The 20,264-nt window shown below is 65.5% G+C and carries 18 protein-coding genes and 1 pseudogene; 8 read left to right on the forward strand and 11 right to left on the reverse strand.

What is annotated here, in order from left to right; translation table 11 throughout:
* The first annotated feature begins 180 nt into the window (after positions 1 to 180).
* From MH112_RS01380 to MH112_RS01395, 4 genes are all read left to right on the forward strand, one after another.
* The gene (locus MH112_RS01380; protein WP_296562920.1) at positions 181 to 765 is read left to right on the forward strand and encodes an RNA polymerase sigma factor; all 585 of its coding nucleotides are present in this window, start codon (positions 181 to 183) and stop codon (positions 763 to 765) included.
* Positions 734 to 1,687, forward strand: coding sequence for a FecR domain-containing protein (locus tag MH112_RS01385; protein WP_296562921.1), 954 nt, complete (start codon positions 734 to 736; stop codon positions 1,685 to 1,687). Before MH112_RS01380 ends, MH112_RS01385 begins: the two co-directional genes overlap by 32 nt.
* A gap of 148 nt (positions 1,688 to 1,835) precedes the next feature.
* Entirely contained in the window at positions 1,836 to 4,988 is a 3,153-nt protein-coding gene (locus MH112_RS01390; RefSeq protein WP_296562922.1) for a TonB-dependent receptor, read from the forward strand.
* Between the two features lie 36 nt (positions 4,989 to 5,024).
* Positions 5,025 to 6,101: an acetamidase/formamidase family protein gene (locus MH112_RS01395; protein ID WP_296562923.1), complete on the forward strand. Its 1,077-nt coding sequence runs from the start codon at positions 5,025 to 5,027 to the stop codon at positions 6,099 to 6,101.
* Between the two features lie 32 nt (positions 6,102 to 6,133).
* Here MH112_RS01395 and folD read toward each other — a convergent pair whose 3' ends face one another.
* The 3 genes from folD to MH112_RS01410 all read right to left on the reverse strand — a co-directional run bounded on the left by folD (position 6,134) and on the right by MH112_RS01410 (position 8,745).
* Complete coding sequence (folD, locus tag MH112_RS01400) at positions 6,134 to 7,039, reverse strand: bifunctional methylenetetrahydrofolate dehydrogenase/methenyltetrahydrofolate cyclohydrolase FolD (protein ID WP_296562924.1); 906 nt, start codon at positions 7,037 to 7,039, stop codon at positions 6,134 to 6,136.
* 90 nt (positions 7,040 to 7,129) lie between these two features.
* Entirely contained in the window at positions 7,130 to 8,143 is a 1,014-nt protein-coding gene (locus MH112_RS01405; protein WP_296562925.1) for a S1/P1 Nuclease, read from the reverse strand.
* An 11-nt stretch (positions 8,144 to 8,154) separates the two neighbouring features.
* On the reverse strand, positions 8,155 to 8,745 hold the full coding sequence (locus MH112_RS01410) for a glutathione S-transferase family protein (RefSeq protein WP_296562927.1): 591 nt from the start codon (positions 8,743 to 8,745) through the stop codon (positions 8,155 to 8,157).
* A gap of 167 nt (positions 8,746 to 8,912) precedes the next feature.
* Here MH112_RS01410 and MH112_RS01415 point away from each other — a divergent pair, with 167 nt between their 5' ends.
* Positions 8,913 to 9,407, forward strand: coding sequence for a 3D domain-containing protein (locus tag MH112_RS01415; RefSeq protein ID WP_296562929.1), 495 nt, complete (start codon positions 8,913 to 8,915; stop codon positions 9,405 to 9,407).
* 18 nt (positions 9,408 to 9,425) lie between these two features.
* On the opposite strand, the gene MH112_RS01420 is transcribed toward MH112_RS01415, so the two are convergent.
* From MH112_RS01420 to cobA, 6 genes and pseudogenes are all read right to left on the reverse strand, one after another.
* Positions 9,426 to 10,238 (reverse strand): ferredoxin--NADP reductase, encoded by an 813-nt coding sequence (locus MH112_RS01420; RefSeq protein ID WP_296562931.1) that lies wholly within the window; start codon positions 10,236 to 10,238, stop codon positions 9,426 to 9,428.
* A 28-nt stretch (positions 10,239 to 10,266) separates the two neighbouring features.
* Positions 10,267 to 11,022: a phosphoadenylyl-sulfate reductase gene (locus tag MH112_RS01425; protein ID WP_296562932.1), complete on the reverse strand. Its 756-nt coding sequence runs from the start codon at positions 11,020 to 11,022 to the stop codon at positions 10,267 to 10,269.
* A gap of 2 nt (positions 11,023 to 11,024) precedes the next feature.
* On the reverse strand, positions 11,025 to 11,531 hold the full coding sequence (locus MH112_RS01430) for a DUF934 domain-containing protein (RefSeq protein ID WP_296562934.1): 507 nt from the start codon (positions 11,529 to 11,531) through the stop codon (positions 11,025 to 11,027).
* Positions 11,515 to 13,170, reverse strand: a complete 1,656-nt coding sequence (locus MH112_RS01435) for a nitrite/sulfite reductase (RefSeq protein ID WP_296562937.1) — start codon at positions 13,168 to 13,170, stop codon at positions 11,515 to 11,517. The genes MH112_RS01430 and MH112_RS01435 overlap by 17 nt, the downstream gene beginning before the upstream one ends.
* Positions 13,171 to 13,181: 11 nt before the next feature.
* Positions 13,182 to 13,541 carry a DUF2849 domain-containing protein gene (locus MH112_RS01440; RefSeq protein WP_296562939.1) on the reverse strand — a complete coding sequence of 120 codons (360 nt, stop codon included), beginning with the start codon at positions 13,539 to 13,541 and terminating at the stop codon, positions 13,182 to 13,184.
* A 67-nt stretch (positions 13,542 to 13,608) separates the two neighbouring features.
* Positions 13,609 to 14,388, reverse strand: a pseudogene (cobA, locus tag MH112_RS01445) (uroporphyrinogen-III C-methyltransferase); the annotation flags it as partial.
* Positions 14,389 to 14,562: 174 nt separating this feature from the next.
* Here cobA and gcvA point away from each other — a divergent pair.
* Complete coding sequence (gene gcvA / locus MH112_RS01450; RefSeq protein ID WP_296562940.1) at positions 14,563 to 15,531, forward strand: transcriptional regulator GcvA; 969 nt, start codon at positions 14,563 to 14,565, stop codon at positions 15,529 to 15,531.
* A 32-nt stretch (positions 15,532 to 15,563) separates the two neighbouring features.
* Positions 15,564 to 15,905 carry a chorismate mutase gene (locus MH112_RS01455; protein ID WP_296562942.1) on the forward strand — a complete coding sequence of 114 codons (342 nt, stop codon included), beginning with the start codon at positions 15,564 to 15,566 and terminating at the stop codon, positions 15,903 to 15,905.
* Between the two features lie 16 nt (positions 15,906 to 15,921).
* Here MH112_RS01455 and MH112_RS01460 read toward each other — a convergent pair whose 3' ends face one another.
* On the reverse strand, positions 15,922 to 17,931 hold the full coding sequence (locus MH112_RS01460; protein ID WP_296562944.1) for an ATP-binding protein: 2,010 nt from the start codon (positions 17,929 to 17,931) through the stop codon (positions 15,922 to 15,924).
* A 143-nt stretch (positions 17,932 to 18,074) separates the two neighbouring features.
* Positions 18,075 to 18,920: an ion transporter gene (locus MH112_RS01465; protein ID WP_296562946.1), complete on the reverse strand. Its 846-nt coding sequence runs from the start codon at positions 18,918 to 18,920 to the stop codon at positions 18,075 to 18,077.
* 178 nt (positions 18,921 to 19,098) lie between these two features.
* Here MH112_RS01465 and MH112_RS01470 point away from each other — a divergent pair, with 178 nt between their 5' ends.
* Positions 19,099 to 20,256 (forward strand): acyl-CoA dehydrogenase family protein, encoded by a 1,158-nt coding sequence (locus MH112_RS01470; protein ID WP_296562948.1) that lies wholly within the window; start codon positions 19,099 to 19,101, stop codon positions 20,254 to 20,256.
* Positions 20,257 to 20,264 lie beyond the last annotated feature (8 nt).

A 20,264-nucleotide genomic window follows, 5' to 3' on the forward strand; every position in this document is an offset into this window, starting at 1 on the left:
TGCGACCTTCGCCTGACGACTGTGCAGACGGGTGCGCAAGGTTCGCCCGGATTGGGCGGCTTGAAGTCAGCTTGGCCCTGAACCCCCTTCCGAGTTCCGCCTGCAGCTTGATAAGGCCCACGGCCGCTGGACCCTTGATCCTGATGGTCAGCGCACTTTGCGCCCCCAGCGGAAACCAGCATGGCCGAAGCCCGCGAAAAGTTCGTGGCCTGGGTCGGCGCGCAGATCCTGCCCCACGAGGGCGATGTGCGCCGATGGCTGAGCCGTGCCGGATGGAAACGCGATGAGATCGACGACATCGTTCAGGATGCCTATTGCCGCATCGCTGCGCTGGTGAGCATCGATCATATTCAGAATGGCCGCGCCTACCTTTTCCAGACGATCCGCAGTGTCGTGACAGACAAACTGCGACAGGCCCGCGTGATCTCAATCGCCCGCCCGACGGAATTGGCGCTGCTGAACGTCCTAGATCATGAACCCTCCGCTGAGCGGATCGTGGCCAGTCGGCTGGAACTGCGCCGGGTCCAGGCCGTGATCCAGGCTTTGCCGGAGCGATGCAGAACGATATTCATGCTGCGCCGGGTGGATGGGCTGTCTCAGCGGGAGATCGCTCGGCGGCTCGGCGTGACCGAGAATGTGGTTGAGGCCCAGGCGGCGCGCGGACTGCGCCTCATCCTGAGTGCCCTGACCGAGGACGACGGAGGGAAAGAGGCGGCTAGCCGCACGCAGTCTGATGTCAAAGGGTCAAGTCGCCAGAGAGATTGATGACGAGGCCGCCCTTTGGGCGGTCAAGACCGATGGGCGTGATCCTTCTGCAGAAGCTGACCCGGGACTCAATGCATGGCTGGCTGGTGATCCCCGTCGCGCCGGCGCCTATCTTCGAGCCCAGGCTGCGCTCAGCCTAGTCGACCGGGCGCGGGCGCTGCCCCCATCTGAACTCGAGCCCATCATCACGGTCCATACGATCCCCCGTCGGGCTTTGCTGGCCTGGGGTGGCGCTAGCGCAGTCGCTGCCGCCGGCGGCGCCGTTGTGATGATGAACCTCGGTGAGACGCGACAGAGTACGGGTCTTGGGGAAATCCGCCGGGCCCCCCTGGCCGATGGCACCCAGGTGGTCTTGAACACCAGCACCGACCTTAAAATCCGACTGACCGCGCGCCAGCGAAGGGTGGAGCTCCTGAACGGCGAGGCCTGGTTCGACGTGGCGCAGGAGACCGAACGACCGTTCCGAGTCCAGGCCGGCAAAGCCCAGTTCCAGGCCCTGGGGACGGCCTTCAGCGTCAGGCGGCTTGGCGACAGGACAGATCTGCAGGTTACCGAAGGCACGGTCGAGGCGTGGGTCACCGCCAGCAATGAACGGGCTGTGGTGAGCGCGGGACACCGCTTGACCCTCAGCGGTGAGGCCGGCCCCCTTGTTGTAAGGCCCGATCATGCTGCCATCCGGCGAAGCCTCGCCTGGCGCCAGGGAGAAGTCGTCCTGGACGGCGAGACCCTCGCCGAGGCCGCCCGTGAGTTCAATCGCTACAACACCCTGAAAATTGTGGTGGAGGACCCGGAGCTGCGGCAGGAACGGCTCGTAGGGCTGTTCCGAACCGGTGATCCGGAGTCTTTTGTGGCGTCCGTGACCAGTCTCACCGGCGCAGAGTCCTACCGGGTCGGCGAGGAACTGCGCCTCCGGCGCCGCTGAACCCGTCGGCACCCGGACATATCTGACTAATTTTCGAGCGATATCGACGGATGCCCCAAGGTGAGCCTCCGGCGGCCCCGGATTGTTCACCCCCCCTCGTCCTCCCCCATGACGCCGGATGGAGCCGGCTCGAGAGATGGGGGATAGTATGAGCACCAGTTCCAAGATCATGGGCGTGTGGCGGCGTCGGTTGTTCGGCGCAGCCGCTGTGGGCGCGATGATGACGGCGGCCCCGGTCTGGGCCCAGGTCCAGCCGTTTCAGGTGGCCGCCCAGCCCGCCTCGTCGGGCATAGCCGAGTTCGCCCGCCAGGCCGGTGTGCAGATCCTCGTCGCCGCCGACCAAGTCCGCAACAAGCAGACCCGTACCGTGCAGGGCGACCTGCCGGTTCGACAGGCCCTGGAGGGGCTGCTCGCCGGGACCAACCTCGTGGTGGTGGCCGATGATGGCCGCACCATCACCCTGGGTCCTGCGCCCACCTCCCTGATCCGTACGGCCTGGCAGGGGGCTGCCGCCCCCATGCCGACCACGGCGCCCGCTGCGCCCCTCGAGGCCACACCGGCCGGCGAGATCGAGGTCGGAGAGGTCGTCGTGACGGGTTCCCGCCTTCAGGTGAGCGGCTTCCAGGCGCCCACCCCGGTGACCACCGTCGGTGCCGCAGAGATCGAGCAGCGGGCCTCCGCCAGCGTCTTCGAGATCGTGCGAGACATTCCGAGCTTCCGGGGCTCCAGCGGCCCCAGCGTGAACTCCACAGGCGCCCAGAACGCCTCCAAGGCCAATCTCGACCTGCGCGGCCTGGGCAGCCAGCGGACGCTGGTGATGATGAACGGTCGCCGCCATGTGCCCGACGGCCAGACTGGCCTGTTCGACACCAACCTCATTCCCACAAGCCTCATTGAGCGGGTGGAGATCGTCACCGGCGGCGCTTCGGCGGCCTACGGCTCTGACGCCGTGGCCGGGGTGGTCAACTTCATCCTGCGCAACCGGATGGAGGGGCTCGACATCAATCTGCATTACGGCGTGTCCCAGCAGGGGGACAATGTCGAGGTCAATGGTGCCACCGCCTATGGAACCTCCTTCGCCGATGGCCGCGGCCATTTCATCATCGGCGGCGACTTCACCCTGAACAACGGTTCGGGTCTGATGGACTCTCGGGAATGGGGGGAAAGCTATCCTGGCGTCCTGTCCCTCCCCGCCAACCGCCCGGCCGGCCTGCCCGCCACCATCATCTCCAACAACGTCTTCACCTCAGCCTACAACTCCAACGGCCTGGTGCCCTCGGGACCCCTGCGGGGCACAGCCTGGAACGCCGATGGCGGCGTCTTCCAGTACCAGTACGGCTCGATCATCGGGAACACCGAGATGATCGGCGGCACCGTCGACAGCTGGGAGAATCCTGACCAGCGCCTGCGTCCGGCCTATGACCGCAGCGCTGCCCTGGCCAGGGTCGAGTATGAACTCACCCCCGGAATCGATGCCTTTGCGCAGCTGCACTACGGCAACCTGCTGACCTATGGTCAGTCGTTCGGTGCGCGGATTCCCAACTACAACAACTATCCCGTCCTGATCTCCAACCCCTTCCTGCCAGCCTCCGTGGTGGCGGCCATGCGGACCGCCGGGGTCGACCGCATCCCCTACAGCGCCACCCGCCGCGACGACGTGGGCTCGATCCGCTCCAGGAACCGCACGGAAAGCCTGCAAGCCGACTTTGGTCTGGATGGGGAAATCTTCGGCGACTGGAGCTGGGACGTCGGACTGGGGCTGGGTCGGGCAACCTTCAATCCCAACCTCAGCGGCACGCCGCGCACCGCCGACTTCTTTGCCGCCGCCTATGTGGTGACGGGGCCGGACGGCAAACCGGCCTGCGGCCCGGTGGCCACTAACCCGCACTACCTTGCTCAGCGACCGGATGAGCGCGCCAAGTGGATCGCCAACCTGTCGCCCGGCTGCGTGCCCTACAATATCTTCGGCGCCAATGTGGAGCAGAACAAGGCCGCCCTGGCCTATTTCAACTCCGCCTCCCAGCAGAGCAATGACCTGCGCCAGTACACCGTTCAGGCCAACCTGGCTGGCGACATTATGGAACTGCCGGCCGGCCCCGTCGCCATCGCCACCGGCTTCGAATGGCGCAAGGACACGGCCGACGTGAACGGCTGCCCCGACTGCAAGCGTGGGGCCCTGATGAACCAGAACTATCCCACCTACACCGGCGAGATCGAGGTCAAGGAAGCCTATCTGGAAGGCGGCGTGCCGCTGCTGCGCGACCTGCCCCTGGCCCAGAGCCTGGATCTGAACGGCGCCATCCGACGGACCAACTATTCCACCTCAGGCTCCGTCACCACCTGGAAGGTCGGGGCCACCTGGGAGCCCGTCGACGCCCTGCGTCTGCGGTTCACCCGTTCCCGGGACATCCGAGCCCCCAACATCAACGAGCTGTTCAATCCCGGCTCGGAGGGCAACCCCAATGTGGTGAACCGGGTCACCGGGCGCTCAGGCTTCACCAAGAGCAATACGGTGGGCAATGATCAGCTGGTCCCGGAGACCGCCGACACCACGACGGTCGGCCTCGTCTTCCAGCCCACCTGGGGGTGGACCACGGGTTTCCGCGCCTCGGTGGATTATTATGACATCGAAATCCGCGATGTGATCGCCACCCTGGGGGTTCAGGAAATCCTCGACCGTCTGCTCGTCGGCGGCGACCAATCCTTTGCCCGGTTCGTGGATCTGGACCCCACCAGCCCGATCGGCGTGGCCCGGGTCAATGTGCCCCAGCTCAATCTCAACGCCCTGAAGACCAACGGGGTGGACATCGAGATGGCCTATCGCGCGCCCCTCGACACCCTCAACGTGCCGGGCGACCTGACCCTGCGCGCCCTGGGAACCTGGGTTGACGACCTGAGGACGATCGCTGGCGTGCGAGACACCGATAACGCCGGTGCCACCGTGCCCACCTGGTCCTGGAACGGCCAGGCGACCTACAACCTGGGTCGGGTCACCGCCAACCTGATGGTCCGCTACACGAGCCCCATCAAATACAACGTCAATCTCGTGGGACCTGAGAACCCGAACTACAACCCGGCCGCCTCCAACAGCGTGAACAAGAACGTCTGGCCCGAGGCGGTCTACTGGAACACCAGCCTCCGGTATCAGGTCGTCGACCAGCCGGGCCGGCAGATCCAGGCCTATCTCAACATCGATAACCTGTTCGACAAGGACCCGCCGATCGTGGCCATCAGCCTCGGTGGCTCGCCCTATGACCTGGTCGGCCGCGCCTTCAAGGCCGGCGTTCGGATGACCTTCTAGATGTCGCCCCTTGAACCCCAAATTGGACTCAGCGCTGTGATCAGACATGCCATCCTTACCGTCGCGCTCGCCGCCCTGGCGGGACCGGCCCTGGCGCAGGAGCCAATCCCCCTGCGCGCCACCCCCGACGCCCATCTTCGCTCAACCCCGGAAACGGTGCTTCGGGGGTCGATCTCGGCCACCCGGTCACCGGTCCTGAGCATTACTTCGGGTCAGACCGTGCGGATCGATACGGTCTCCCATTCGGGCATGACCGATGACCCCGTGGCCTACTTTGCCCAGGCCGGAATTCCCGCAGATGAGGTGCTGCAGGACGTGAAGGACATTGCCGCAGCCAGCACCGGGGCGGGCTGGCGGGGTCATGCCCTGACTGGCCCCATCTATGTGGAGGGCGCTGAGCCCGGCGACATGCTGGAAATCCGTGTGGTCAACCTGGAGCACCGCGTCCCTTATGGCGTGAACAGCCCCGGCACCGGCGGCGTGGTCGAGGGCCTGCTCAAGGAGCAGGTCCAGAAGATCATCAAGCTCGATCTGGAGCGCAATGTGGCGCTCTTCTCGCCAGAGATCGAGATCCCTCTCGCCCCCTTCATGGGGATTATGGCGGTGGCGCCTGATCCGGCCATTGGCTCGGTGGGTTCCCGCGCGCCGGGCATATTCGGCGGCAATATGGACCTCAACCGGCTGCTGGTGGGCTCGACCCTCTATCTGCCGGTCTTCAACCCTGGAGCGCTATTCTACACCGGCGACTCCCACGCGGTTCAGGGGGACGGGGAAGTCTCTGGCAATGCCCTTGAGGCTTCCCTGACCGCCACGCTGCAGTTCATCGTTCACAAGGGAAAAGGCGCGACCATGCCCGCGCCCTTCGCCGAGGACGCCGAGAACTTCTATGTCATGGGCCTCGATGAGGACCTGGACAACGCCATGCGCAAGTCGGTGGAGAACACGGTCGCCTTCCTGGGATCCCACGCCGGCTTGAGCACAGCCGACGCCTATTCCCTCTCCAGCCTTGCCGTGGACTTCGCCGTCGCCGAGGCGGTGGACGGGGTGGAGATCATCTATGGGACGGTGCCGAAGTCACTGTTCCTGAAGACCGAGCCCTACTGGACGCAGTGAGACCTACGGGGGCGGCGCAAGCCGCGTCGCCCCTATCCTTCGAACGGCTCCAGCCCATGCTGGCGCCGGGCGGCGGTCAGGGTGTTCTGCAGCAGACAGGCCACCGTCATCAGGCCCACACCGCCGGGCACGGGCGTAATCGCGCCAGCCACCTCACGGGCCTCCTTGAACGCCACGTCACCCACCAGCTTGGTCCTGCCGGCTGCGGCCTTTTCAGGGTTGTCGAAGGGCACCCGGTTGATCCCCACATCGATGACCGTTGCGCCGGGCTTGATCCAGTCCCCGCGGATCATCTGCGGGCGCCCAACCGCGGCCACCAGGATATCAGCCTGACGGCAAACCGCAGCCAGATCACGGGTCCGAGAGTGGGCGATAGTCACCGTGCAGTCGGCCTGCAGCAGTAATTGCGCCACCGGTCGGCCTACCAGCACCGAGCGTCCCACCACCACGGCGGTCTTGCCCGTCAGATCCCCCAGGGTCTCCCGCAGCATGATCATGCATCCGAGGGGGGTGCAGGGTGTGAGCGCCGGCTCCCCGCTGGCCAGCCGACCGGCATTGACCACATGCAGGCCGTCCACATCCTTGTCGGGATGGATGGCTGCGAGCGCGGTGCGGGTGTCCAGGTGACCAGGCAGTGGCAGCTGCAACAGAATGCCGTGCACCCGGGGGTCGGTATTGAGCGCCTCGATCAGCTCCAGCAGCGCCGCGAGCTCAGTGTCACCGGCCAGGCGATGGGTCACGGAATACATGCCCACGGCCTGAGACTGTTCCCCCTTGGACTTCACATAGACCTGGCTGGCCGGATCATCGCCAACGACGATCACCGCAAGGCCAGGCTGAAGGCCATGGTCGGCCCGCAGCTGAGCCACCTGCGCGGCCACACTCAGGCGGACGCGCTCAGCATAGACCTTGCCGTCGATGATCTGGGCCTGAGGCATGGGGACTCCTGGTCGGGGGTGAGTGGGCCTGCCACTAAGGCGTCTCGCCCGCCGACGCAAACCCCGCGCCGGTCTTCAGCGACCACAGGCTCAATCGATGGAGAACAGGGCGTTGAAGGGATCAACCTCACCCGACACAACATCAGCCACCTTCACCGGTCGCCAGCCCACCTGGGAGTCGGCACTGTCGCGCCAGGCCTCGACCACAAGGTCCCGCAGCTCTGAGGCACCTGCCCCGGTGCGGGGGATGACGAAGGCGATCCCGCGGGGGTCGGCTGGGGCGAACCCACCAGCTTTCTCCAGGGCGTAGAACGGCTCCACCAGGGTGAAGGTGGACAGGATGTAGTCGACGGTCCGAGCTTCCACGGCGCAGTCGCATAGCCGCAGAGGGGCCATCGCCCCCTTTACGTCGGCGAGTTTGACGTTGGCGCGGGTGAATTCACCCTCAAACAGGCTGTGGATCTTCTCGGTGGTGTAGCCCTTGGGGTTGGTCTCACTGGCCCAGCCATTGAAGTGGATGGTGGTGTGCAGGGGCTGCGCGCCGTCGGCCACATAGTGCGACAAGGTCCCGATGGTGGTCTTCAGCAGGGACTCGCGCAGGGCCCGGTCGGCAGCGTACCAGGCCCGGCGGCCAGGGTCGGCCTCCCGGGCCTCGGCGGCCACCAGAACCCGCCAGTAGGCAAAGTCCAGGGTCAGCTGCTGATACTGGTCGATAATGGCGTAATGCAGATAGCCGGCCTTCCAGCTGTCAGACCCGGCCGCCTGCAATTGCGCCTCGTAATCGGCGCGGGTGGGCGCGATGGGCATCTCGAAACGCGGACCGCCCATCACCAGGCCTGCATCATCAATGTCCACATAGTGCGCCGGATCACGGTTGGAGCCATGGATTCGGCCCGCCCCCTTGGAGCGATCTGGCTCACGGCTCAGTTCGCCGATCTGGGTGATGGTGGACGGATCTCGGAGGAAAGCAGGCACCTCCTCGGGCAGGGCCTCCATGGCGGCAACCCCGATGATCCTGTGGCCATGCCCGCCCCAGGCCAGGGCCGTTTGGGGAGCCAGGATGGCGAGCGCCGCCAGGACCAGGGGAAGCGTGGCAATGCGCATCGCGGGAGCTCCTAAGACGTGATCGGCAGGTCGGTCTCCACCCGCGCGATCCAGGCCTGAACCTTGGGATAGCGCGACAGGTCGAAACCGCCCTCGCCGGCCAGCCGGGTATAGGCCACCAGGGCGACATCAGCGAGACTGAGCTGATCGCCAACGAGGAATTGACCGGTGCTCAAGCCATCTTCCAGGCGCTGCAGGGCGCTGGCACCCCGAGCCACCAGCTTGGGATCCAGGTCCTCGACAGCCTGGCCCTCATAGCGCACCCGGAACCGGGCCACGGCCACATAGGGCTCGTGGCTGTACTGCTCCCAGAACAGCCATTCCAGCATCTGGGCGCGCTCATAGGCATCTGCGGGAATCAGGTCGGAGCCCTGCGCCAGATGCAAAAGGATGGCGTTGGACTGGGCCAGGGGCCGGCCATCTTCCAGAACCACCACCGGGACCTGACCGGCGGGATTGATCGCCAGAAACTCTGGCGTCCGGGTCTCGCCCTTCATCAGGTCGATCTCGACCCAGCTAAAGTCCAGGCCCAGCCTCTGGGCGGTCCACTTGACCTTCAGACAATTGCCCGAGGCGGAGTCTCCATAAATCTTCAAGCTCATCTAGAATCTCCGCCCCTAACCACAGGCTAGAAATATCTTATCCCTGCTCAGCGCCCAGCCAGTTAGACTCATGGCGCCACGAGAAGACCTCATTTGCCCGGCTTGCACCATGACGCCAGGGCCGCTAGGGACAGGACACCAGCTTCACGACGCAGGATGACGCCGCCATGCGACGCCGCCTCGCCGCCCTGGCGGCTCTACCCCTCTTGGCCCTGGCCACCTCTGCCCAGGCTTCGAGCGAGGCCCCCATCAGCGATCCGATCGGTGACCTGATTGTCGGGGCCATGACCGGGGGCCTGCCGGGCACACCGGCCTACAGGCTGCGCGCCACACTCTATCATGCTGGAGCCGTCGGCGTCGGTGCCCTGGATTCCCTGGGCTGTAAGGTGGTCGCCATGCGCACGGCCGCCATCGACAAGACCCTGATCCCCCGCCGCACAGTCCTGTTCATCAAGGAAACCGTCGGCCTGCCCATGCCCGACGGTGGCGTCCATGACGGCTACTGGTACGCCTCAGATGTGGGCGGGGCGATCAAGGGTGAGAAGATCGACCTCTTTACCGGCCATGGACGGGCTTCCATGAAGCCGATGATGCCGCTCAACCTGTCGGAACTGACGGTCACCAAGGTTGGCCAGTTCAAGGGCTGCCCTCCAGCCCAATAGGCCGACGCCGTCGCCTGATCAGGTCTCGACGAAGGCCTTTTCCAGGACGAAGTCGCCCGGCTTGGCGAGGGAGCCTTCCTCAAAGCCGCGGTCCACCAGCAGGGTCTTGAGGTCCGCCAGAACCGAAGGACCGCCACACAGCATCAGCCGGTCCACGGCGGGATCCAGCGGCGGAACGCCGAGGTCTTCAAACAGCTTGCCCGAGGCGATCAGGTCAGTGATCCGGCCCTGCGTCTTGAACGGCTCCCGGGTCACGGTGGGGTAGTAGCGCAGCTTGTCGCCAATCACTTCAGACAAGATCTCGTCCTTGGCCAGATCGGTCTCAAACAGCTCGCGGTAGTTCAGGTCGGCCACATTGCGCACCGTATGGGTGACGATGGCCTCATCGAACCGCTCATAGACCTCAGGGTCCCGGGCCAGGGACAGCCAGGGTGCCAGACCCGTGCCGGTGCCGAGCATGTAGAGCCTCTTGCCAGGCTTCAGCCCGTCCAGCACCAGGGTGCCCGTGGGCTTGCGGCCGATCAGCACCTGATCGCCAACCTGGATCTTCTGCAGGCGAGAGGTCAGCGGACCGTCAGGCACCTTGATGGAATAGAATTCCAGCTCCTCGTGCCAGGCGGGGCTGGCGATGGAATAGGCGCGCAACAGCGGCTTGCCGTCCACTTCCAGGCCCACCATCACGAACTGCCCGCTTGAGAACCGCAGGGACGGATCCCGCGTCGTGCGGAACGAAAACAGGCTGTCGGTCCAATGCTGGACCCAGGTCACGGTTTCCAGGTGGAAAGCGCCGGCCTTCTTGGGGGCCACAGCGGCCACAGTCGCGTCAGTCATCACCAGGTCTTCTCTATTCAGGCGCCGGTCAGATGTCGCCGCCGACATTGCCCGAGCCGCCGCCGATCAGCGACACGCCGGGCGCGCGGGCGACATGTATGCCGCATTCGCTCTTTTGCGAACCCTGCCAGCGGCCGGCCCGAACATCCTGGCCGTCCTCCACCGGCGAGGTGCAGGGCCAGCAGCCGATCGACGGGAAGCCTTGCGCCACCAGGGGATGGGGCGGCAGATCGTGGGCCACCACATAGGCGTCTAGGTCGTCCTTGCCCCAATTGGCCAGGGGGTTGAACTTGGTCTGCGTCTCCGCGGCTTCCACGACCCGCAGGGCCAGCCGATCGCCCCCATGGAAACGCTTGCGCCCGGTGATCCAGGCGTCGAACTCCCCGAGAGCCCGGTCCAGGGGCAGGACCTTGCGGATATGGCAGCAGCCGTCCACGTCGGTCTCCCACAGCTTGGCCTGCGGGTCTGATACGGCCAGGTCCTGATAGTGAGGACGCAGGTCGCGGACATCGGTCAGGCCCAGCCTGGCCGAAAGGTTCCGTCGATAGTCCAGGGTCTGGCCAAACAGCATGCCGGTGTCCAGGAACAGAACCGGGATGTCCGGGCTCACCTGGGCCGCCAGATGCAGCAGCACCGCCGACTCCGCCCCAAAGGACGACACCAGGGCCAGTCTGTCGCCGAACTCCCGATAGGCGGCGGCGACAACGGTGGCCGGATCAGCATGGCGCAGTTCACCGTCAAGCCGGTCGGCGACGGAGAGCTCATCGGTCTGGTCATAGGCCATGGTCACCCTCCCTCGCGCTCCACATAGGCCGGGACACGCAGGTCAGCGGCCCGCTGATAGACGTGACGATGCCGATGGACGGCATGGGCCCAGTCCTGCGGCGTCGCGCCGTCGGCTGGCACGAAGGAGTCAATGCCGCACCGGACCATGAAGCCCGCCTGCTCGCGCAGCACCTCGCCCACCGCGCGCACTTCGCCGGCATAGCCCAGCCGCTGGCGCAGCAAATGGGCCGCCGTATAGGCCCGACCGTCCCGGTATTTGGGGAAAGCCAGGGCCACCACCGCGATCCGAGGCAGGTCATAGGCCAGGGCCTCAACCTCTTCGGCGGGCTCAAGGCGCACACCCACGGCGCGACCCTCAGCCAGCAGGCGGTCACCCTCAGCCTGGAAGCGGGTGAAGGAGACGATCACATCGCCTGGAGGCAACGGCGCGTCATCGGCCACAGCGGTGAAGGAATCCTCCGCCAGACTGAACTGGTCGTCATCCTGTCGCCTAATGAGCGTCGGCATAGACGGCCTCCTTGAAGGGTTCGACGCCGGTGCGGCGATAGGTATCGAGGAAGCGCTCGCCGTCCTTGCGCTCGCGCAGATAGACCTCGACCAGGGTGTCGATGGCGCCGGCCACCTTGTCGTAAGGCAGGGCCGGGCCAAGCATCTTGCCCACCGCAGCGTCTTCGGCGCCCGAGCCCCCCAGGGTCAGCTGGTAGAATTCCTCGCCCTTCTTATCGACGCCCAGGATGCCGATGTGGCCCACATGGTGGTGGCCACAGGCATTGATGCAGCCGCTGATCTTGATCTTCAGCTCGCCAATGGCCTCGGCGCGGTCGGGATCAGCGAAGGTCTGGGCAATCTGCTGGGCCACCGGAATGGCCCGGGCATTGGCGAGCGCGCAATAATCCAGCCCCGGGCAGGCGATAATGTCGGAGATCAGGTTCACATTGGCGCTGGCCAGTCCCGCGGCCTGAAGCCCGGCGAACACGGCCGGCACATCGTCCAGGCGCACATGCGGCAGGACCAGGTTCTGCTCGTGGGTCACCCGGATGTCGTCCTGGCCATAGCGCTCGGCCAGATCAGCGATCACGTCCATCTGGTCGGAGGTGGCGTCGCCCGGAGTCTCGCCAATGGCCTTCAGCGACACCTCGACAATGGCGTAGCCGGGCTTCTTGTGCGGCCGCAGATTGTTGCGGGCAAACCTTGCCAGGGCCGGATCAGCTGCCTTGGCCGCCTCGAAGATCGCCGACACCGCCGGCAAAGGCTCGAAGGCGGTCTTGGCAAAGGCGCCCCGGATGCGGGCCAGTTCGGTGTCGGGCAGATCGCCCTCCGGGCCGATCTTGGCCCATTCCTCGGCCACCTGCCGGGCGAACTCCTCCGCGCCCAGGGCCGCCACCAGGATCTTGATCCGCGCCTTGTAGATATTGTCCCGGCGACCATGGCGGTTATAGACCCGCAGGATCGCCTCCAGGTACGAGAACAACCGGTTGGCGGGCAGGAACTCGGTGATGGTCGGGCCCACATAGGGGGTGCGGCCAAGACCGCCGCCGACAATGACCTCAAAGCCCAGCTGGCCGTCGCGGCCGCGGCGGATCATCAGGCCGATGTCGTGCACCTTGGCGGCGGTGCGGTCCTTGGCCGAGGCTGTGATGGCGATCTTGAACTTGCGCGGCAGGAACGAGAATTCCGGGTGCAGGCTCGACCACTGGCGGATGGCCTCGGACCAGACCCGGGGATCATCCAGCTCCTCAGCCGTGGCGCCGGCATAGGGATCAGACGTCACATTGCGGATGCAGTTGCCGCTGGTCTGGATGGCGTGCATGTCCACCTCGGCCAGCTGGTCGAGGATGTCGGGGGCGTCCCTGAGCTTGATCCAGTGGAACTGAAGATTCTGGCGGGTGGTGAAGTGGCCATAGCCCCGGTCATAGACCCGACCGATGTGCGCCAGGCGGCGCATCTGGCGCGAATTCAGCGAGCCATAGGGAATGGCGATCCGCAGCATGTAGGCGTGCAGCTGGAGATAGAGACCGTTCATCAGCCGCAGGGCCTTGAACTGATCCTCGCTCAGCTCCCCCGACAGACGCCGCGCCACCTGTTCGCGGAATTCACGGGAGCGGTCGGCGACGAATTCCTGGTCGACAGAGTCGTACTGGTACACCCCGCGCCTCCTTACTTACGCTTGATCAGATTGACGCGGCCGCTGGAACGGGCGGCACCGTCGGCATGCAGCAGGGCTTCGATCACCTCGCCGCCCACAGCCTGCTTGCCGTGGGTCGGGTGATTGGTGGGGCCGAGCGCGCGGATACGCTCGCGGTAGCTGAGCGGCGCCCAGAGACCGTCGGACTCCATCAGATCGATGAGATAGGGGTCGATGACCACGGTGGCTTGCGACTTGGCCTGGCCCTCAGCGGCCTCCGCAGCGGCGGGGTCGTCGAACAGGTCAGCGTCCCCAAAGCCCTCGACCCACTGGCCGGACTTCCAGAACACGACATCGCCGTCGATCAGGCGGTTGGCGGTCAGGGCCTTCATCTCACTTGCCTCCCAGCTCGACGGCGCGAGCCTCAATCTGCGTCGTCTGCCAAGGTTCGCCGGCCACAGCCAGGGCCATGGCTTCACCGACGATCAGCAGGGCCGGGCCTTTCACAGGCGCAGCGGCGTTGGCAAGGTCAGCCAGTAGGGTGACGATCCGGCGCTCGTCCGGCCGACTGGCGTTCTCGACGATCAGTGCAGGTGTCGCGGGCGCTCGGCCGGCCTCGATCAGCCTGCGGGCGATCCCCGCCGCCGTGGAGACGCCCATATAGATCACTACCGTCTGATTGGGGCGGGCCAGGCTTTCCCAGTCCAGGTCCGGCTCTCCGTCCCGGGCCGCATGGCCGGTGACAAAGGTCACGGCCTGGGCGAGACCGCGGTGGGTCAGGGGCGCACCAGCGCTGGCCCCGGCCGAGAGAGCCGCTGTCACACCCGGCACCACGACACAGGCGACGCCGGCCGCGCGGCACGCCTCAAGCTCCTCGCCACCCCGACCAAAAATGAACGGATCGCCGCCCTTCAGCCGCACGACCTTCAGGCCCTGAAGGGCGAAGGCCACCAGCATTCGGTTGATCTCGTCCTGGGGATAGGCGTGGCGCGACTTGCGCTTGGCGACGCTGATCCTCTGGGCGGCGGTTGGCGCAAGATCGAGAATTTCCGCCGAGACCAGGCCGTCGTGGACCACCACATCGGCCCCCTGCAGCACCTTCAGGGCCTTCAGGGTCAGAAGCTCCGGATCGCCGGGGCCTGCGCCCACCAGCCAGACCGTCCCCACCGTGCGCGCGTTTGAGCCGTCGAGCAGGACGAGGCCGCCGTTTCGCCGGTTGGATCGCTCGCTGGGCACCATGGGTTTAGCTTCTCTAATACTCTTGAGCCCCAAAAGCCGACGGAGCGGAACAGGGTCCACTCCGTCGAATCTCCGCCGATAAAAGGGCCATTACATCGCCGGACGCTTGCAAACTGGCGACAACTCCCCCACTTCGCAACCCAAGGAGTTCTGCCCGGGGGTTCAGGAAAACTCATGGAACGACAGGCTGAACGTAGCGGCGACCGCCGTCGGCTGCCACCTTTGAACGCCTTGCGGGCCTTTGAGTCCGCCGCCCGCCACCTGAATTTCAGCCGGGCCGCCGATGAGCTGTCGGTGACCCCAGGCGCGGTCAGTCAGCAGATTCAGAACCTGGAAGACTATGTGGGCGCGGCATTGTTCAAGCGCACCCCAAAGGGGCTGTTGCTCACCGACGCCGCCCAGACCGCCCTGCCCGCCCTGCGCGAGGCCTTCGACCGTCTGGCTGAGGCCGCCTCCTTGCTTACCGCTGCCGTGGACGGTCGCCGTCTCAGCATCACGGCCGCGCCATCCTTCGCGGCCAAGTGGCTGGTCCCCCGCCTGGGCAAGTTCGAAGAGGCCCATCCCCAGGTCGATGTCTGGCTGTCGGCCGGCATGGAGCTAGTGGATCTCAGCACCGGCGAGGTTGACCTGGCCATCCGCTATGGCTCGGGCCGCTATCCCGGCCTGGAGGTCACCCGCCTGATGAGCGAAACGGTGCTGGCCGTGGCCAGTCCCGACCTGATGGCCAAGATCCCGCTCCAGGACCCCGCTGACCTGATCAATCACATCCTGCTGCACGATGGATCGGCTGAACTCGACGCCTCTTGCCCGGACTGGGCCATGTGGCTGGCCGCCCGGGGCCTCAAGACCGTGGACGGGTCCCGGGGTCCAAGGTTCAACCAGTCGAGCCTGGTGATTGAGGCCGCCGCCAATGGCCGGGGCGTGGCGCTGGCCAAGCGCACCCTGGCCCAGGCCGATCTGGAGGCAGGGCGACTGGTGGCACCGTTACAGATCGCCACGGCGGTGGACTTCGCCTATTACCTCGTCCATCCCAAGGCCAAGGGCCGGCTGCCGCAGGTCAAGGCGTTCACCGCCTGGATTACAGCTGAGGCTGAGGCCCACGAGGCTGCCCTGCGGGCCATAGACAACGGCGCGGGCATCTAGTCCGACGCCCGCCGAAGCGACCAGAGTGTTGAATGCTGATTGAGATCGACGACCACAAGGCCCCTGCAGACTGCCAGACCATGGCCGAGGTCCGTCAGGGGGTCGATGCCCTCGACCGGGCGCTGGTCAAATTGCTGGCCGAACGCCAGGGGTTCATGGACGCCGCCGCGCGGATCAAGCCTCATCGGGGCGTGGTGCGCGACGAGGCGCGGATTGAGGATGTGGTGGCCAAGGTCCGGGCCGCCGCCCGTGACGCCGGCCTGTCAGAGGCTATCGCCGAGCCTGTCTGGCGAACCCTGATCGACCGCTGCATCGCCTATGAGTTCGGCGCCTGGGACAAAACTCGAACCGCTGAGCGCGATTCCCACCCCTGACGATGGCAGATCCGCTTCAGGCGGCTTCGGCGCCTGAAGTCCTCCCGCCGATCCAACGGCTGAGACAGGCGTGAAGGTTTTCAATCTTCACCGGCTTTTCGACACTGTCGACCATGCCAGCCTCTCGCATGCGGGCCACCTGTTCCGGCAAAACATCGGCGCTCATGGCGATGATCGGCGTACTTGCGATAGGCCCCTCAAGGGCTCGAATAGCGCGGGTGGCGGCCAGTCCATCGACGATCGGCATATGCACGTCCATCAGGATCGCGTCGTAGCGGCGGGACTTGGCCGCCTCGATCGCCTCACGGCCGTCGCAGGCGACATCGGCGGTGCAGCCCAGGATCTGCAGCATCAGAACGCCCAGCTCCCGGTTCATCGGGTGATCATCCACGAGCAGCACATGGGCTTGCAGCGTTTCATCCCCGTGGGCCTCGTCGGTCGCCTGAACAGGCTCTCCAGCCCGCTCAAGACTCAGCTCCAGCCAGAAGGTTGAACCGGCGCCAGGGGCAGACTCCACCCCGACTGCACCCCCCATGGCCTCGATCAGACCCTTGCAGATCGCCAGCCCCAGCCCCGACCCGCCGTGGGTCCGGCTGACGGAGGAGTCGACCTGGCTGAACCGCTGGAACAGTCCCGCCAACGCCGGGTTGGCGATGCCAACGCCACTGTCGGCGACAGAGATCCGCACCCGGTCTCTGCTGCCCTCAGGCGTCACGGCCAGGGTCAGGGTGATATGGCCCGCATCCGTGAACTTCACGGCATTGTTCAGATAGTTGAGCAGCACCTGGCAGAGGCGATGATCGTCGCAGACATGGCCGCCGATCAGCTCGCCGTCGGTCACCATGGTCAGGGACAGACCCTTGGCGTTGGCCGCCTCTGCGACAATGGCCAGGGCTTCGCGGCAAACCACCGTCAGATCCACGGGCTTGGGGTCCAGCTCGATCCGTCCGGCTTCAACCTTGGAGAAGTCGAGGATGTCGTTCACGACCGTGAGCAAGGCGTTGCCGGACCTCCGGATCAGCTCGATCTGGCGGCGGCTGTCGGAGCGCATGTCCTTGTCGAGCTCCAGCACCTGGGCAAAGCCGATGATGGAGTTCAGCGGGGTGCGGATTTCGTGGCTCATGGTGGCCAGGAAGTCGGTCTTGGCCACCGAGGCCGCCTCCGCACGCTGTCTGGCCCGCTGATGGGTCACTGAGCGCCGAAGGATCAGGTCCCGCAGCCGTTGCTGGTGGATGGCCATCAAGGCGGTGATCAGGCCCGTCCCGAACACCAGGCCAAGATAGACCTGAAAGATGGTGACCTGCTGATACAGGGTGTGCGTATCGGCCAGCACCGGGGTGCGCCCCCAGGCGACCCCGACGGTCATCAGGGCCACACAGGCAACGGCCATGGCGACGGTGACAGCCTGGGGGCCGGTGCGCAGGCCAAGGATGGTCACCACGGGGAACATGGCCAGCAGGGCGATGGGCGCGGCCGGCGTGATGATCAAGAACACCAGCAGCGCCACAGCGGCAAAGCCTAGAACCATCTCAAAGGAGCGCTTGGAGAGCAGACTCTTGCGACGTTCCTGACCCAGCAGAAGGATAGCAGGCAGGACGATCGACATGCCCAGCAGCTTCGCCGCAAACCGGTTCAGCAGCATGGCGGCGGGGAACTCGCCGGTAATGGCCAGAGTTCCCAGGCCAAGCAGAAGGGCGGCCACGGCGAGCACTGGTGCCAGAACGAGGAAGATCAGGGTGGCGAAGCGGCCAGGGGTTGTCAGTCGCACCGCATTGAAACGCCGCGCCAGATAGACCACCGCCAGGGCCTCCAGCACATTCAACAGACTGTAGCCCACCGCCGCGTAGAGCGGGTTCCCCAGGGCCAGAATGAGGGCCGTCTGAAGGGCAAATCCGGTCGCAAGACACGCCAGGGTCCACCTGGCCGGCAGCAGCAGGATGGCACCGATGACAAAGGCATTGGCCGTCCAGACCGCCCCGACGCCGGTGGCATCCCGCAAGGCATTGGTCAGCCAGAGGTTGGCCATGTAGCCGCCGCAGAGCACGACAGCGATCAGGAGTTGGCGGCTTCCTCGGGCGATGGGAGAACCTCCTGAAAACGGGCGAATAGAGTGTACTGAGTCCTAAACTAGCCGATAGCCTCTCTACCAATGCTTAAGCCTGAGTCTGTTCAGCGCTCGGCGAGTCTTCCCGTGAGGGTCCCGATCTCCTGACGCAGAGCTGAGAGCTCAACCCGCAGCGCTGCAAGATCGGCGGCGTCTTCAGCATGAACCTGCTGACGCTCAAGGCTTGCTTGATGCAAGTCCGCCTCGATCTTTTGGCGCTCAGCCTGGGCCTCTTCCTCGTGCTCGCTCTGCATGGCATTGACCACGATGCCGATGAACAGGTTGAGCATGGTGAAGGTGGTGCAGAGGATGAACGGGACGAAGAAGGCCCAGGCATAGGGGTAGACCTCCATCACCGGCCGCACGATGCCCATGGACCAGCTCTCCAGGGTCATGATCTGGAACAGGGAATAGGCTGAGGCGGGGATCGACCCGAACCACTCCGGGAAGCTGGCGGCGAACAGCTTGGTGGCCATCACGGACGCCACATAGAAGATCAGGGTCATCAACAGGATGATCGAGCCCATCCCCGGCAGGGCGCTGATCAGGGCGCCGACCACCCGGCGCAAGGACGGCACCAGGGTGATCATCCGCAACACCCTCAGGATGCGCAGGGCCCGCAGCACCGAAAAGGCCCCGGATGCCGGCACCAGGGCGATCGCCACGATCGCAAAGTCGAACAGGCTCCAGGGGTCCTTGAAAAAGGCCAGCCGATGAACCGCGATCCGCGCCACGATCTCCACCACGAAGATCGCCAGAATGGCCCGGTCGAGGGCCAGCAGGACGGGGCCGAAATTGGCCATGGCCCAGGCGCTGGTTTCCAGTCCCAAGGTGATCGCATTGAGCACGATCAGGGCGGTGACGATCTTCTCGGTGCGCGGCGAGGTGACCAGCGCCTTGAGCTTGTCCAAGGGTCGAGCTCCATAAGGATCGGGTTGATCTGCGCCATCTGCCGCATCCCGCGGCCAAGCGCCAGCGGGGCGTGAGGCGACGGGCGAGAACTCTGCGCCCCTTGACGTTGGGGCGTGGTTTCCCAAGACCGCCGCCTCCTCTAAGGGCTGTAAGACACCGTCCAGCTGGGAGACGATCATGGGCCATGACAGTGAGCACGATGCGGTCCTGGAGACCGTGCGCCGGCTCTGCGCAGGCTTCCCTGGAGAGTACTGGCGCGCCCGAGACCGGGAACGGAGCTACCCCACAGAATTCGTCCAGGCCCTGACCGAGGCCGGGCTCCTGGGCGTGCTGATCCCAGAGTCCTATGGGGGCAGCGGCCTGGGTCTGTCGGCGGCCGCCGCCATCCTGGAGGAGATCCATGCCAGCGGCTGCAACGCCGCAGCCGTGCACGCCCAGATGTACACCATGGGCACCGTGCTGCGGCATGGCAGCCAGGCGCAGAAGTCCCAGTGGCTACCGAAGATCGCCTCTGGCGAAGTGCGGCTGCAGGCCTTTGGCGTCACCGAACCTGGCGCCGGCACCGACACCACCGCCATCACCACCCAGGCGGTGCGCCGGGGCGAGTCCTATGTCATCAACGGCCAGAAGGTCTGGATCAGCCGAGCTGAACACTCCGACCTGATGATCCTCTTGGCCCGGACTACACCGAGGGATCAAACCACTAAGAAGACCGACGGGCTGTCGGTCTTCCTGCTGGACATGCGCGAGGCCGTCGGGCGCGGCCTGACGATCAAGCCGATCCGCACCATGTTCAACCACGCCACCACAGAGCTCTTTTTCGATGATCTGGAAATTCCGGCCGACTGCCTGATCGGCGAAGAGGGCAAGGGCTTTCGCTACATCCTCGACGGCATGAACGCCGAGCGCATCCTGATCGCCGCCGAGTGCATCGGCGATGGACGCTGGTTCGTGGACAAGGCGCGGGCCTATGCCACCAACCGCGTGGTCTTTGGCCGTCCCATCGGTCAGAACCAGGGGGTGCAGTTCCCCATTGCCCGGGCCTATGCCCAGGTCCGGGCGGCCAAACTCATGACCTATGAGGCCGCCGCACGCTACGAAGCCGGTGAAGGGGCCGGTGAAGAAGCCAATATGGCCAAGCTCCTGGCCTCAGAGGCCTCCTGGGCGGCGGCCGACATGTGCATCCAGACCCACGGGGGCTTCGGCTTCGCCGAGGAGTACGATGTAGAGCGCAAGTTCCGCGAGACCCGCCTCTATCAGGTGGCCCCGATCTCGACGAATTTGATCCTGGCCTATCTGGCTGAGCACGTCCTGGGTTTGCCGCGCTCCTACTGAGGCAGCGG

Origin of the sequence: Phenylobacterium sp. (assembly GCF_022402485.1) — a bacterium.
Taxonomy (GTDB): domain Bacteria; phylum Pseudomonadota; class Alphaproteobacteria; order Caulobacterales; family Caulobacteraceae; genus Phenylobacterium.